The organism is Acinetobacter sp. SW-226 (assembly GCF_055632855.1).
The window spans coordinates 2256205-2269635 of sequence record NZ_CM145752.1; the positions used below are offsets into that span (position 1 = coordinate 2256205).

The 13431-nt window shown below is 40.0% G+C and carries 10 protein-coding genes; 4 read left to right on the top strand and 6 right to left on the bottom strand.

Annotated features, from left to right (window positions below; genetic code table 11):
* Complete coding sequence (locus ACZ8ZH_RS10790; RefSeq protein ID WP_086209568.1) at positions 1-1746, top strand: GTPase; 1746 nt, start codon at positions 1-3, stop codon at positions 1744-1746.
* Positions 1728-3854, top strand: a complete 2127-nt coding sequence (locus ACZ8ZH_RS10795; RefSeq protein ID WP_470247727.1) for an EAL domain-containing protein — start codon at positions 1728-1730, stop codon at positions 3852-3854. Before ACZ8ZH_RS10790 ends, ACZ8ZH_RS10795 begins: the two co-directional genes overlap by 19 nt.
* Before the next feature lie 147 nt (positions 3855-4001).
* Here the strand turns inward: ACZ8ZH_RS10795 and rpmE are convergent, their stop codons facing one another.
* The 5 genes from rpmE to ACZ8ZH_RS10820 form a co-directional block, all read right to left on the bottom strand.
* The gene (gene rpmE, locus ACZ8ZH_RS10800) at positions 4002-4229 is read right to left on the bottom strand and encodes a 50S ribosomal protein L31 (protein WP_086209570.1); all 228 of its coding nucleotides are present in this window, start codon (positions 4227-4229) and stop codon (positions 4002-4004) included.
* A gap of 395 nt (positions 4230-4624) precedes the next feature.
* On the bottom strand, positions 4625-4771 hold the full coding sequence (locus ACZ8ZH_RS10805; protein WP_162622330.1) for a hypothetical protein: 147 nt from the start codon (positions 4769-4771) through the stop codon (positions 4625-4627).
* 256 nt (positions 4772-5027) lie between these two features.
* Positions 5028-5999 (bottom strand): bile acid:sodium symporter family protein, encoded by a 972-nt coding sequence (locus ACZ8ZH_RS10810; protein ID WP_110974741.1) that lies wholly within the window; start codon positions 5997-5999, stop codon positions 5028-5030.
* 168 nt (positions 6000-6167) lie between these two features.
* Positions 6168-6569 carry a lactoylglutathione lyase gene (gloA, locus tag ACZ8ZH_RS10815; RefSeq protein WP_086209572.1) on the bottom strand — a complete coding sequence of 134 codons (402 nt, stop codon included), beginning with the start codon at positions 6567-6569 and terminating at the stop codon, positions 6168-6170.
* A gap of 123 nt (positions 6570-6692) precedes the next feature.
* Positions 6693-8834, bottom strand: a complete 2142-nt coding sequence (locus tag ACZ8ZH_RS10820) for an AmpG family muropeptide MFS transporter (protein ID WP_119063623.1) — start codon at positions 8832-8834, stop codon at positions 6693-6695.
* A 181-nt stretch (positions 8835-9015) separates the two neighbouring features.
* Here ACZ8ZH_RS10820 and ACZ8ZH_RS10825 point away from each other — a divergent pair, with 181 nt between their 5' ends.
* The gene (locus tag ACZ8ZH_RS10825; protein ID WP_086209574.1) at positions 9016-11649 is read left to right on the top strand and encodes a Lon protease family protein; all 2634 of its coding nucleotides are present in this window, start codon (positions 9016-9018) and stop codon (positions 11647-11649) included.
* A gap of 54 nt (positions 11650-11703) precedes the next feature.
* On the opposite strand, the gene grxD is transcribed toward ACZ8ZH_RS10825, so the two are convergent.
* Positions 11704-12045: a Grx4 family monothiol glutaredoxin gene (gene grxD, locus ACZ8ZH_RS10830; protein WP_086209575.1), complete on the bottom strand. Its 342-nt coding sequence runs from the start codon at positions 12043-12045 to the stop codon at positions 11704-11706.
* A 162-nt stretch (positions 12046-12207) separates the two neighbouring features.
* On the opposite strand from grxD, the gene ACZ8ZH_RS10835 reads away from it, so the two are divergent.
* On the top strand, positions 12208-13419 hold the full coding sequence (locus ACZ8ZH_RS10835; protein WP_119063624.1) for an aspartate aminotransferase family protein: 1212 nt from the start codon (positions 12208-12210) through the stop codon (positions 13417-13419).
* Positions 13420-13431: the final 12 nt, after the last annotated feature.

A 13431-nucleotide genomic window follows, 5' to 3' on the forward strand; every position in this document is an offset into this window, starting at 1 on the left:
ATGATGACGAGTACTTCAGATATCTTCCAAAAGCCAACTGAGTTAAAGTTGGACAAGCTTAGTTTCTGCCCAAGCACAGTCAAAGGCTTACAAGAATGGTTGGCGAATTTATCCATTTTGCAATTGGGCGACTCTTCTCGTTCTCTATTTCAAGCTCTCCTTGAAGTTTCAGAACTTCAAGTCAGCGAAACACTTCGCTTTGACTTAGTTCAAGTTCTTCATTCAAATTTAGAAAATGTACTGACCAGCTTAGAAAAACACTTTTTTAATCAGGGTTTAATTACCACAGATCGCAATGACCACATTATTGAGCTTGCCTTATTAATGCGTAGTCATTTTGCTAAAGTGTATATCGACATTGCAAAACGTGTTTCTCAGCAAATCACTCAAAATAAATTTTCCCTTTTTGCATTTCATCAAAAAAAGAATCTGCAAACTGCACGCACCGTGTCGAGCTACTATGCGTTACAGCAACTATCTTTGTTGTTATATCAACAGCATTTACTGTACAGCTCTCCTATTCCGGGACAATGGCTCGCTGCACACCAACTATTAGATTCAGCCATTCAAAATAACTTCTACTTGACCAATATCAATCAGGTTCAAGGGACGCAGCATCAACTTAGCAATATTAGCCAAGCTTATGCACAATTGATTTTATTAGATATTTTTAATACGCACCAAATTCGCCCAGGTGAAATTCAAGGTTTATTTTTGTGTAGCTTTGATTGGGCAAAACTAGTGCAAATTCTGCCGAAAGAAACGACCTTATCTCGCTATATTGTCGATGCGTCGAAAGACTATCCTCCAACTTATAATTCTCAAAAGAATAGTCACATACAACCCAATATTTTTATTTCGACGCAAGCTTTGCTTGATCATTTGACAGAGATGCAAACCAAACGCGCTGAACCATTGTCTCGGGATGAAAAGATTTTCCTTACTCCTGCGTTGCATTTCCATATTCATAATTTATTGACCAATAATATTGAACGTAAACATGAACGTTACGAATATTCAGCTCAGTTACAAATTTGTTTTGGCTTGTCTGTAGCGCATTTCTATTTATCTAAAGGCAAGAATTTTCACGAAACTTTAGAGCTCGAAGGAAATTATAATTTCCAGAATGAAAGTCACGTGATCAACTCGATGAATAGCAATATTCCTGTTGAAACGAGTACCGTTCGTGTCATTGATCGAGAATCTAAACAAATTTATCCAGCTGAAGTACTTGATATTAGCGTCAATGGTTATCGTATACGCTGGACAGGCCCAACACCTGCACACCTCAAAACAGGTGAATTCATTTTGGTTCAAGAAAATGCACATAGCCAATGGCGTGGCGGTGTAATTCGCTGGATTAAACAATCAAGCGAAAAAAGTTTAGAACTCGGTTTAGAAATCTTGGCACAAGACCTCTTCCCTTGTGCGGTCATGGTTAAAACAGACCGTCATAGCCAGAACTATCAGCCCGCCCTATTAGTTCAAACCTCACAGCTTGATGAAGTCCACACCAGCTTAATCGTTCCTGGTTCTAATATGTACCGTGAAAAGCAGACCATACATTTACGCTTAGGCAATCAAGATCTTAAAATTTATTTAGTCAAAGCTCATCTAATTACACAAAGTTTTATTCGTTTTGACTATGAATTATTAAACGATCAACAAGAACCTCTGGTTCAAAGTTTTATTCAAAAGCAAATGAATGCTATTAAAAATCACGATTTATGGGAAGCATTGAAGTGAGAAATCCATTATTGTCTAAAAAGTTAAAACGTATGGAAACACGTTTACTCATTATTGATGATAATCAGATCCGTTATAACCAAATTCGTGACCTTTTAACTTCTAGTGATCATCAAGTCCAAGCAACTTTGCTCGATGATTTACAAAATTTCGAAAAGCAACTTCACCTATCTTGGGATGTGGTCATTTTTGGTCGTGCATATGACTTAAAATACGAACAAGCCTTGACTCTAATTCACAATTCTAAACAAGTGAATTTACCTTTAATATTACTCAAACCAGATGACTATCAAGACAATCAATACGCAAATTTTATTCGTAAGGGTGTCTATGACATTTTGGACTTAAACCAAGCTGATCCCTTTTATTTAGGTTTATTACGCGCCTTAGCATTAAGTCGTTTATCTCAAAGCCAACAGCAACTCATGAATGAGCTTGAAACTGCACAAAATCAGGCGCAAGCTTTGGTCGAAGAAAGCAATAAAGCTGTCGCATTAATTCAAGAAGGCATTCATGTTTCAGCTAATGCAGAGTATCTCCAACTGTTCGGCTTAAACTCTGAGGACGATATTATCGGTCAACCTTTGCTCGATATTATTCAACCTCAAGATGTAAATGACTTTAAACAGCGATTCAAGAAAATTTCGCAAGGTCAATTTGACCTAGGTGCATTTGAAGTACATACCCTTAATAGCAAAGCCCAATCTAAGAATCCATTAAAAATCGAGTTCTTAGCAGCTCCTGAAGATGATGCCCTTCAACTTACAATTGAAGTTGAATCTGAAATCGCCACCACCCCAACAACACCGAACGAAAAACAGCCTATAAGTCCAAATATTTATCAACAAATTAACCGCAGTCTGACCAAGCAACCCTCAGATCACAATGCTTTGGTTAGCTTTGCTCTCAGCTCGTGTCCAGATGAAATTTTTAATGCCAACTGGGCAACCACGCGCGATTATTTCAATAATATTTACAGCTTTTTAAACGAACAGACTCATGTGCCCCTGTTCAAAGCGGGTGGACAAACGATTGTGGGATTATTCCAAGCAGAGTCCCAAGCCAAACTTGAGTCTAAGCTCATCGCCTTAAATGCACTAACTAAACCACAGCTGATTACTGTTGATCAGAGTAGCTATCCTGTGAATTTGCGTATTGGATACACTTTGTTAAAGGGTGAAGTTTCAAATCAAGACCAATTTGAAAGCTTACTCTGTACTGCATTTACGACTTCCTTGCCAACCAATCAAGACGATTGCGAAATTGACCAAAAAACAAGTATCAGTATGCCCGTAATGGAGTTCATCAATCCGACGGTTAATGAAACTCTCGAAACTGAAAAAACAGCAAACGAACCAACGATACTTAAAGCCTTACATGTAGCATTGGACCGTGGTGAAATTCACCTCAAGTACCAACAGCTCTATGATAAAGAGGATACCAATTTATACACTTACGAAGTGACTTGTGGTTTTATTTATGGCAACACATGGAAAGATCTTTCTTGTCTTAAAGAGTTAAGTGAAGACCCTGAACTGTCTATTAAACTTGATCGTTGGATTTTAGTTGAGTCATGCAAACAGTTACATAATTTTATTACTCAATATCCTGAGGCAAAACTGATTGTAAACTTAAACAAAGCTGTCCTCTTTAATGACCGCTCATTCCCTGAGTTTATTGCCAAACTCATTACGATTGTCCGTAGCAAACTCAGTCATCCAATTATCTTACAATTCTCAGAGGATGACATCAGCCAAAATCTTGCTGAAGCGCAGAAGTATATTGCTCAACTTCGTCAATACGGCGCTGAAATCTCAATTCGTGACTTTGGCAACACCATTTATAGCGAATCTATCCTACGCCAACTCGATATAAATAATTTGACTCTGCATGAAAACTTAACTCGTATGCTCAGTAGTGATGCCAACACAGAAGAATTACAAGAAAAAGTTGCGGTCTATCATCAATTGAAAAACATTCAAATTATGTTGCGTAATCTGAATGATATGACTTCGTTTGCTAATGCGTGGAATGTCGATGCCCGCTTTATTCAAGGCGACTATTTCCAGAAAAAACTGGATCATCTGATTGACGTGCAAGATCAGTAAAGCTTAAAGCTAAGTTCTCTACCTCTAAACTTTAAGACTCCTAGATGGAGTCTTTTTGTTATATGGTTGAACTCTAGGAGCTATAACTTTATAGCAAAAAGTATAGACATAAAAAAACGGGCAAATGCCCGTTTTTTTCTTTTGCTCTTAGTCGCGTTTGATAGAACGTGACATGCCAGCAAAACGTTGTTTGAACTTGTCGATACGACCGCCAGTGTCAACGTTCTTTTGCTTACCAGTGTAGAATGGGTGGCAAGCTGAACATACGTCTAGGTAAACAGTTTCTTTACCAAGTGCAGAACGAGTTTCGATTACGTTACCGCAAGAACAAGTAGCAACTAAAGTTTCGTATTTTGGGTGAATATCGGCGCGCATCGTCGATTACTCCATAAAAGTTAAAGAAGGTTTTGCTGTCATCGCAATTGATCACTCTCAAAATTGAGGAAAGGCCCACTTAATTAAATTAAGTTGCAGATCAACACCATAACAGACCATTCTTTTGGCCCACCGAGACGGATACCGTCAGAGCTAAGCACAACAAGTGGCCAATATTATAACTGAAATAGATCTATTAATAAATAGATCATTGTTGGCTTTGAGCTTTCTTCTGAGCTGCGCTTTTCATATAGTTAATATATTATTTTTCTAGCATACGTTGAAATTCAGCTTCATCAAAATGATTGAGTCGTTCAATCAAAAAAGGCCAATATTTTTTCAGTATTTACTTTTCGTATGGATGAAGACATTTCGTCCAACATGTTTTGTATTTCTTATTTAAACATAGGATCAATTGATTGATCCATTTCAGTCTCTTGAAAGATGCTTACGCCATTATACTTGATATCTTTTCCTGCTTTTACAGTATTCAGCAACTTCTGTCTCACAACTAAATAAGCTTGCTCCAGTTCAACATTCATCTGTGGTTGATTTTCTCTACAAAAATTTAACATGGGCTGCAACGACATTAATGGTATTTTTTCAACAATATCTCAATTTGTTCTCATGTTTAGGTCTTCATTTTCAAGGCTGATATTACTATAACCCAAAGAAAAATATATGTTTTTTTATTATCTTTATAACTTTATTCCCTAATATATTTAATATAAAAAAGTGTTCAACTGTGTTTAGACATTTACAAAAGCTAAGTTCAGAACTTAGCTTTTGTAAATTTTATTATTCATCCGTACTTTGTTTCGCCCAATAATTAGCAATAATTCCACACACCATCAGCTGAATTTGATGAAAAATCATAATCGGTAGAACGATCATCCCCAAAGGCTGGCCAATAAAGAGGATCTGTGCCATTGGGACACCGCTAGCTAAGGTCTTTTTAGAGCCGCAGAAAAAAATTGTTTTCTGATCCGCACGGTTAAAGCCTAACCAACGTGGCAGAAATAATCCCAAAAGCATAACAATCGTCAGTAACACTGAACAAACAACAATCAGAATCAGCAGTGTACTCAGGCTGACTTCTTGCCATAAACCCGCCACCACAGCACCACTAAAAGCACCATACACCACCATTAAAATCGAGCCCTGATCAAATGCTTTAACGATGCTCGGCATCTTTTGCATATACGGGAAAACATAAGGTCTGAGTATTTGGCCTAGCACAAAAGGCACCAAAAGCAATAAGGTAATTTGAAGAATAGAGGATGTTGGGTCAAAACCATGTTCTGACTTGCCTAAAATAAAAAAGGCCACCATTACAGGAGTAATAAACATCCCGATCAAATTTGAAAATGATGCACTACAAACCGCCCCCGCCACATTCCCTTGCGCAACCGAAGTAAACGCAATAGAAGACTGCACTGTCGACGGCAAAAAGCACATAAACAAAAACCCCCAGTACAATTCTTGCCCAAGTAGTGGCACCAATACAGGTTTTGCCAGTAAACCTAAAATAGGAAAAAGAATAAAGGTAAAGGCAAACACCAAAGCATGCAGTTTCCAGTGCATCATGCCCTGAATCACTGCTTCACGGGATAACTTAGCACCATGTAAAAAGAATAATATGGCAATCGCAACCGTCGTAAGTACGCTAAATACACCTGCAGCCTGACCAGAAATTGGAGCAAAGCTAGCTAAGAGCACCATAACAAAGAGTAATAGCGTAAACCGATCAAATGCCAATAATTTCAACATACCAACATCCTGTCATTCCTCTAAAAATGAAAAAGCCCAGCGACTCATTTACCTTTGGGTAAATTCATCTTACTGAGCTATATAAATAAAGCTAGCATTTACAGGATATGTTCAATATTTTTTTAATTAATACTGAAAATTTTTCTCTGTTCATTGCCGAGCCACCGCTTAATTATTACGCGCATTGTTATCTTGCTGAATGAGTTCAATTTTATAACCATCTGGATCTTCAACAAATGCAATCACCGTAACTCCACCTTTCATTGGACCTGCTTCACGCACGACATTGCCACCGCGTGCTTTGATTTCCTCACAAGCTTTATATGCATCATCTACAGCAATAGCTATGTGGCCATAAGCATTGCCCAATTCATAACTATCCGTATCCCAGTTATGTGTCAGCTCTAAAACTGTATGATTGTCTTCATCGCCATAACCCACAAATGCCAAAGTAAAACGACCTTCTTCATAATCTCGCTTACGAAGTAAAGTCATACCAAGCACTTCAGTATAGAACGCCAAAGATTGTTCTAAATTGCCTACACGTAGCATGGTATGTAACATGCGCATTGGAATTACCTCTTGATTTTGTTTCAGCCACCCAATATAGGCAATGCTGCTCTATATTTCAAATCTCAGCCATAAAAAAGTAGCCACAATGACTACTTTCTCATTTCGATATAAATAGATGCTTTAACTTTGTTCAGCAGCATGCTCACGTAGAAGTTTCGCCACCCAAACCACCAAAATTAAAATAGGTATGCCAATCAGTGTCGTCATCAAGAAAAAATTTGGATAGCCAATATTCGACACAATCGTCCCTGAGTATCCACCTAAAATTTTAGGTGTTAATGTCATCAAGGAACTAAAAATTGCATATTGAACAGCAGTAAAAGACACACTGGTTAAGCTTGACAAGAATGCAATAAATGCAGCACCTGCTAAACCTGATGCCAAGTTGTCGACAATAATCGCAAAATAGAGCCATTTTGAACTATATTCTTTAATCACCTTTCCTTTAACTTCTAACTGCCCATCAACCGCTTTGTTTAAGTTGATTGGTTGAAGATCAACATCTAAAGTCGAAGAGTTCACAGAAGCAGTGTTCACGTTGTAGCTTAATGTAGCCTCTTGCAGTACGCGCTTATTTTGCATCAATGTGGCATTCAGCTTTTTAGAGTTTGAATCAAGAAGCTGTTTCGCAGGAATAGCTGCACTAAACACACCGTCTTTGTCTAACTTTGCATCAAAGCTTTGACCATCTAAGTTCAATTGAATACTCTGGTTTTCAGCCAGTGTCGCAAGGTATTGACCTCGTACCACAATGCTTCCTTCAGCCTCTCGTTGATTAATCAAATTATCAGCCGTGATCGGAAGCAACAGCAATGCCGTAGATGCAGCTGTTTGGCTGATATATGGCAATGTGACCGAAATAGGCTGTGAAGTACCATTCTGAAAACTTGCGGTTGCAGTTAGACTTTCATTTGCCTGAAGCTGCTCAACAGGAACCTTAATTTTCCATGCACCTGTCTCATCCACTTGGGCTGTGAAACTTTGCTCACCGACATGAATCACCACATCATTTAAAGGCTGGCCTGATTTGACCAAACCAATAAAGATAAGATTGGTCGAACTGGCCAAGATTGCTCCGACAAACATCAATTTCATGATGTTCATGCGCTGCGCCAGTAGTCCTCCTAAAAAGCCACCAACCAAACTAAAAATCACCCCATACACTTTTACAGCTTCAGCAATCTGCTCTTTGGTGAAATTTAAATCTTGATAAAAGACATTCGAGATCACACCTGCAATGATGTCGGAAATACGATAAAAGCCAATCAACAATAGCAATACCAACGCCAACTTTACGCCATAACGCTTGAAAAAGTCGGCAACAGGGTTGACCCATGTTTCATAGGCCATTTGTTTGTTCACAGCGCCCATTTTTACTAGGCTTGAACCCACAAAGAAAGCCACAGCACCAGAGCCAATAAAACGTATAGCTTCAAAACAAAACAGTGCAAAACTATCTTTGATAGACCAAAGCTGAATCAACATTTCTGTAAGCTTGCCAGAGTAAATATAACTCAGTACAAAACTCACCACAGACACAAAGAAAACCGCCACCAAACGGTAATAATCGACTCGTTTATATTCTTTACGCACCCGATCCACTTGTGGTTCACGTATACATAAAGTGGTTACAATCCCGACCAGCATGACCGCAGCCATTGCCAAATAGGTCCACTTCCACGCCTCATAAATATAGTTGCCTTTGGCTGTACCCAAATAAGCCGCTAAAAATAACGCACCCGCGCCCGCAACGATCATGCCGATGCGGTAGCCTGCGTTATAAGTCGAAGCCAATACCGTTTGCATTTGCGTTTCTGCTAGCTCAATACGATAGGCATCAATCACAATATCTTGTGTTGCAGCAGAAAAACCTAAAAGCACAGCACCCGCAGCCATTTGGTAAAGATAGCTCTGACCAAGAGATGGATCTGAAAAGGCCATAATACAAATCGCACAAATAATTAAAATTTGTGCGATTAATAACCATGCACGGCGACGTCCTAACAGTTTAGTCAGCCCTGGTACGGGTAACTCATCTATCAAAGGTGCCCAAACAAATTTGAAGGAATAACCCAACGCTGCCCAACTAAAAAAAGTCACAGCACTTTTATCAATACCTGCTTCACCTAACCATAATGATAAGCTAGAGAAAATTAACAGGATTGGGATACCTGCTGAGAAACCCAAAAACAGCATGATCAACGCACGGCGATCTAAAAATGCAGTAAAAGCGGATTTCCATCCTGAAGATTGTGTTGTCATTACATTTTTGTTGTCTTAAAACCAATGTTGCTATTCAAACCCTTAATACAATTTGTTTCAACCTGATTTATAAAATCAATGTTCTATTTTTGTCGACAAACACTGCGACTTTGCTTGATCTTTTACCCTAAACCTGTATACCTTTAAGTTTCTAACGCAATCTTTAGTTTCGGATTTCAAAGTGACCCAAAAACACGATCAAATGAACTCTTCTTTATCTGCAAATATCCAATTAAATCCCCCAGAAACTCTAGAAAACAACCTTAGTTCAGCATTTGACCAACCCGAAATTCAAACGACTTTAGCAAAGACTCAACTTCAAGCAGAGCAACTGACGCATAGCCCTGCTCTGGATAAGATTCCAGCCTCAACGCGTCGTATTAAACCGCTCAATAATTTTTTAGGGCAAGACCGCGCACGTGCTTCAGTTGAAGCAGGCATTTCCTTACCTTATTCTGGCTATAACATCTTTGCCGTAGGTACAGCTGGCTTGGGCAAGCGCACCATGGTCAAGCGTTTACTACAGCAACACGCCAAGAATATGCCGACACCGAACGATTGGGTTTACGTCTATAATTTTAAAAGTCCACGTCAACCGATTGCTTTAGAGCTCCCTGCAGGTCAGGCGGTAAAATTTCAAACCATGTTGCATCAAACATGGCAAACCACACTAAAACAACTTGAACGTCGTTTTACTGCTGAAACCTACCACAACCGTATAGAAGCCATTCGCCAACAAACGGGTGATGTTCAGCAACAAGCTTTGATTGAACTAACCAAAGAAGGTGAAGAGCTCGATCTGAAACTGGTGTCTCGCAATGATGAGCACTGCTTTATTCCCGTCCAATATGTAGACGATAAAGTCTTAGAAATGACACAAGCTGACATTAACGCACTCAGCTCTAAAGAACGCTCTGAAATTAATGCCAATATCCGCCATATGGATAAAAAACTTGAACGTTTGGGTATGCATTTAGGTGACTTGGAAGATGATGCCCGCGATAAAGTTCAAGTATTAAACCGTGATATTGCCAAGCAAGTTTTATTGCCTAAAGTCGAACAGTTACTCACTAAGTTTACTGAAGTTGAAGGCTTAAAAGACTATTTAAAACATTATGCCGAAGATATTATTAACAATGTTGAAATAGTCTTAGAACAAGAGGAAGACGATTTTAGCCCAGGTCTATTCAGCCGTATTCCCTCACGTTACCAAGCCAATGTCATTGTGTCGCATAAGCCTAATGCTGGCGCACCGGTTATTTTTGAAGATTTCCCAACCCATTACAATTTACTTGGTCACGTAGAGCAACTGACTCAACATGGCACCATTACTACAGACTTTACCTTAATCCGCCCGGGCACATTACATAAAGCCAATGGTGGTTTCTTAATGCTCGAAGCAGAACAACTGCTTGAACAACCTTATGCATGGCAGGGTTTAAAGCGTGCGTTAAAGTCAGGTCAGTTAAAACTATCCTCCTTGGAACACATGTTAACGCTTACGGGGAGTATTTCGATTGAACCAGAGTCGATTCCACTGAACTTGAAAGTGGTGCTTCTTGCTGAACCTGAAATTTACTATGAAATACTCGAGGTCGAGCCAGAACTAGGCAGCGTTTTTAAGATTCGTGCCGATTTTACCGACACGCTACAGCGTAATGAAACCAATGAACAAGCCTATATGCAGCTCATTGCAGACTATGTACAGGCCGATAAACTGCTTCCTTTTGATCGATCCGCCCTTTCTGCGCTTTTGACCGACTCTAGTCGTCAAGCCGAAGATCAAAGCTCCTTATCTCTACATGCCCTCACATTGGGTGATTTGATCCGTGAAGCCCATCACCATGCATTTCAAGCAGGTGATAAAATCGTTTCGGATCAACACATTAATATGGCATTAGACCATCGCAAATATCGCTTAGGCTATTTACGTGAGCTCTATTGGCAGGATTTGTCACGTGGTACACAGCTCATCGAAACGCGCGGACACCGTCTCGGTCAAATTAATGCACTTTCGGTCATTCACTATGCGGATGTTGAGTTTGGCTTACCATCACGTTTAACAGCCTCCGTGTATCAAGGTGGCGGCGATATTCTAGATATCGAACGTAGTGTCGAGCTCGGTGGCTCTCTGCATGCCAAAGGCGTGTTACTTATGTCATCATTCTTAAAAGCACATTTCGGTCGTGAACAAACTCTGCATTTCTCTGCAGCACTTGCCTTTGAACAAAGTTATGGTCAAGTCGATGGTGACAGTGCTACGGTTGCAGAACTCTCTGCTTTAATCTCAGCGATTAGCCAACTGCCGATTGATCAATCTTGGGCGATTACCGGCTCAATGAACCAATTAGGTCAAGTTCAACCGATTGGTGGTGTTAATGCCAAAATTGAAGGCTTCTTCGATGCATGTAAACTTCAAGGTTTAACTGGTAAACAAGGTGTGATTATTCCGCGTCAAAATATGCAGCATCTCATGTTACGTAAAGATGTGATTGAAGCGGTTTCAAATGGCCAGTTCCACATTCATGCCATAGACACGATTGATCAAGCACTTGAGCTACTTATGGCTCGACCAGTCGGCACTTTAGACAAAAAAGGACGCTACACCAAGAAGTCTATTTATGCGGCGGTGATGGATCAGCTAGATTATTGGCAAGCCATTGAAGATGGTGCTGAGTTTGAAGAAGAGCCGAAGAAAAAGAAAAAAAAGAAGAAAGACAAAAAAAAGACAAAAGCTGAAAAGAAGGCCATTGCAACTGAAAACGCAGTGGAACCATCTCCTGAAAGCGAAAGTACTGTAACTACAGTGGATTAACCCCTTCCCTCAAACAAAAAAAGCGCCTCAACGGCGCTTTTTTACAACTGAAGATTAAGCTTCAGGTGCTGGACTATACTGTTCAACTAAAGGTTGTAATTCACCTTTTTGGAACATGTCTAAAATAATATCACTACCACCGATCAACTCACCGTTGATCCATAACTGCGGGAATGTAGGCCAGTTTGCAATTTGTGGTAACAAAGCACGAATATCTGGATTTTCAAGAATATTCACATAAGCAAATGGACGACCAATTTGACTAAGCGCTTCTACAGCACGTGCAGAGAAACCACATTGTGGAAACTGTGGGGTGCCTTTCATATAAAGAAGTACAGCGTGTTTTGCAATTTGGTCACGAATTAACGCTTCGGTATCGCGTGCTTGTTCAGTCATTGATCAATCCTCAACTAATCTAACCCGCATTATACCCAAAACGTAGAAAAACAGTATGCCTAAAGCAATATTTCGGTTTTTATTTGAATTTAGGCTTTAAAACTACAAGCATAATTGCTTAATATTGACTTTCACTTACCCTCTAACAGATAAGAGTTAGTCATGAATAACATTACCCTTGCTCCTGTACAAACTGATCAACCCACTCATTTGATGCCCGTATTTGGCCGTCAGCCGATCAGCTTTGTCCGAGGCCGAGGGTCTTATCTTTATACAGCGGATGGTACTGAATACTTCGATGCACTAACAGGCATTGCAGTTTGTGGTTTAGGTCACGCACATCCTGTTATTGCAGAAGCAATTGCAGAACAAGCTGCAACGCTCATTCATACCAGTAATTTGTTTGAAGTGCCTTGGCAAACAGCAGCCGCACAGAAACTTGCTGAAGTTGCTGGCATGGAGGAAGTATTCTTTTCAAACAGTGGTGCAGAATCCAATGAGGGTGCAATCAAAATTGCCCGTAAATTTGGCTACATGCAAGGCATTGCCAACCCCAAAATCATTGTCGCAGAACACTCTTTCCATGGTCGTACTATGGCGACCCTATCAGCAACAGGCAATAAAAAAGTCCAAGAAGGCTTTGGCCCATTGGTTGAAGGTTTTATTCGTGTCCCATTCGGCGACATTGAAGCCATTGAAGAAGCCGCAATTCATCATCCAGACATCGTCGCCATCTTTGTCGAGCCAATTCAGGGCGAAGGTGGAGTCAATACTGCTCCACAAGGCTTTAGCTATTTGGAAGAGATTCGTCAGATCTGTAATCAGCACAACTGGCTGATGATGCTTGATGAGGTTCAAACAGGGAATGGTCGTACAGGTGAATACTTTGCGTACCAACACACTAACATCATTCCTGATGTACTGACCACAGCCAAAGGTTTAGGCAATGGTTTCCCGATTGGTGCAGTGATGACTCAAGGTCGTGGTGTAGGCGTACTAACTGCAGGTAACCACGGTTCAACATATAGTGGTTCAGCATTGGGTTCTCGTGTGGTGTATACCATCATCGACATTATGCAGAAAGAAAACATTGTACAAAATGCAGCTGAACAAGGCGCTTACATCGTAGAACAACTGCGTAAGCAACTTGCCGATCAAAATGTGATTGTCCGTGGCTTTGGTTTAATGATTGGTATTGAACTACCAAAAGCATGTGGTGACTTGGTCAACATCGCTCGTGATGAATACCACACCATTATTAACGTCACTGCGGGTTCTGTGGTGCGTTTACTACCGACGTTGAACATTAGCAAAGAACAGGCGGATCAACTGATTGAGCGTCTAGTGAAAATGATTAAAGCTTACTTAGTTTAAGACAAAAAAATC

Excerpts from the sequence above, each read along its gene's own strand:
- ACZ8ZH_RS10795 (WP_470247727.1), top strand. The coding sequence starts at position 1,728 with ATGGGAAGCATTGAAGTGAGAAATCCATTATTGTCTAAAAAGTTAAAA.
- ACZ8ZH_RS10805 (WP_162622330.1), bottom strand. The coding sequence starts at position 4,771 with ATGAATGTTGAACTGGAGCAAGCTTATTTAGTTGTGAGACAGAAGTTG.
- ACZ8ZH_RS10820 (WP_119063623.1), bottom strand. The coding sequence starts at position 8,834 with ATGACAACACAATCTTCAGGATGGAAATCCGCTTTTACTGCATTTTTA.
- ACZ8ZH_RS10835 (WP_119063624.1), top strand. The coding sequence starts at position 12,208 with ATGAATAACATTACCCTTGCTCCTGTACAAACTGATCAACCCACTCAT.
- grxD (WP_086209575.1), bottom strand. The coding sequence starts at position 12,045 with ATGACTGAACAAGCACGCGATACCGAAGCGTTAATTCGTGACCAAATT.
- ACZ8ZH_RS10810 (WP_110974741.1), bottom strand. The coding sequence starts at position 5,999 with ATGTTGAAATTATTGGCATTTGATCGGTTTACGCTATTACTCTTTGTT.
- rpmE (WP_086209570.1), bottom strand. The coding sequence starts at position 4,229 with ATGCGCGCCGATATTCACCCAAAATACGAAACTTTAGTTGCTACTTGT.
- gloA (WP_086209572.1), bottom strand. The coding sequence starts at position 6,569 with ATGCGCATGTTACATACCATGCTACGTGTAGGCAATTTAGAACAATCT.
- ACZ8ZH_RS10790 (WP_086209568.1), top strand. The coding sequence starts at position 1 with ATGATGACGAGTACTTCAGATATCTTCCAAAAGCCAACTGAGTTAAAG.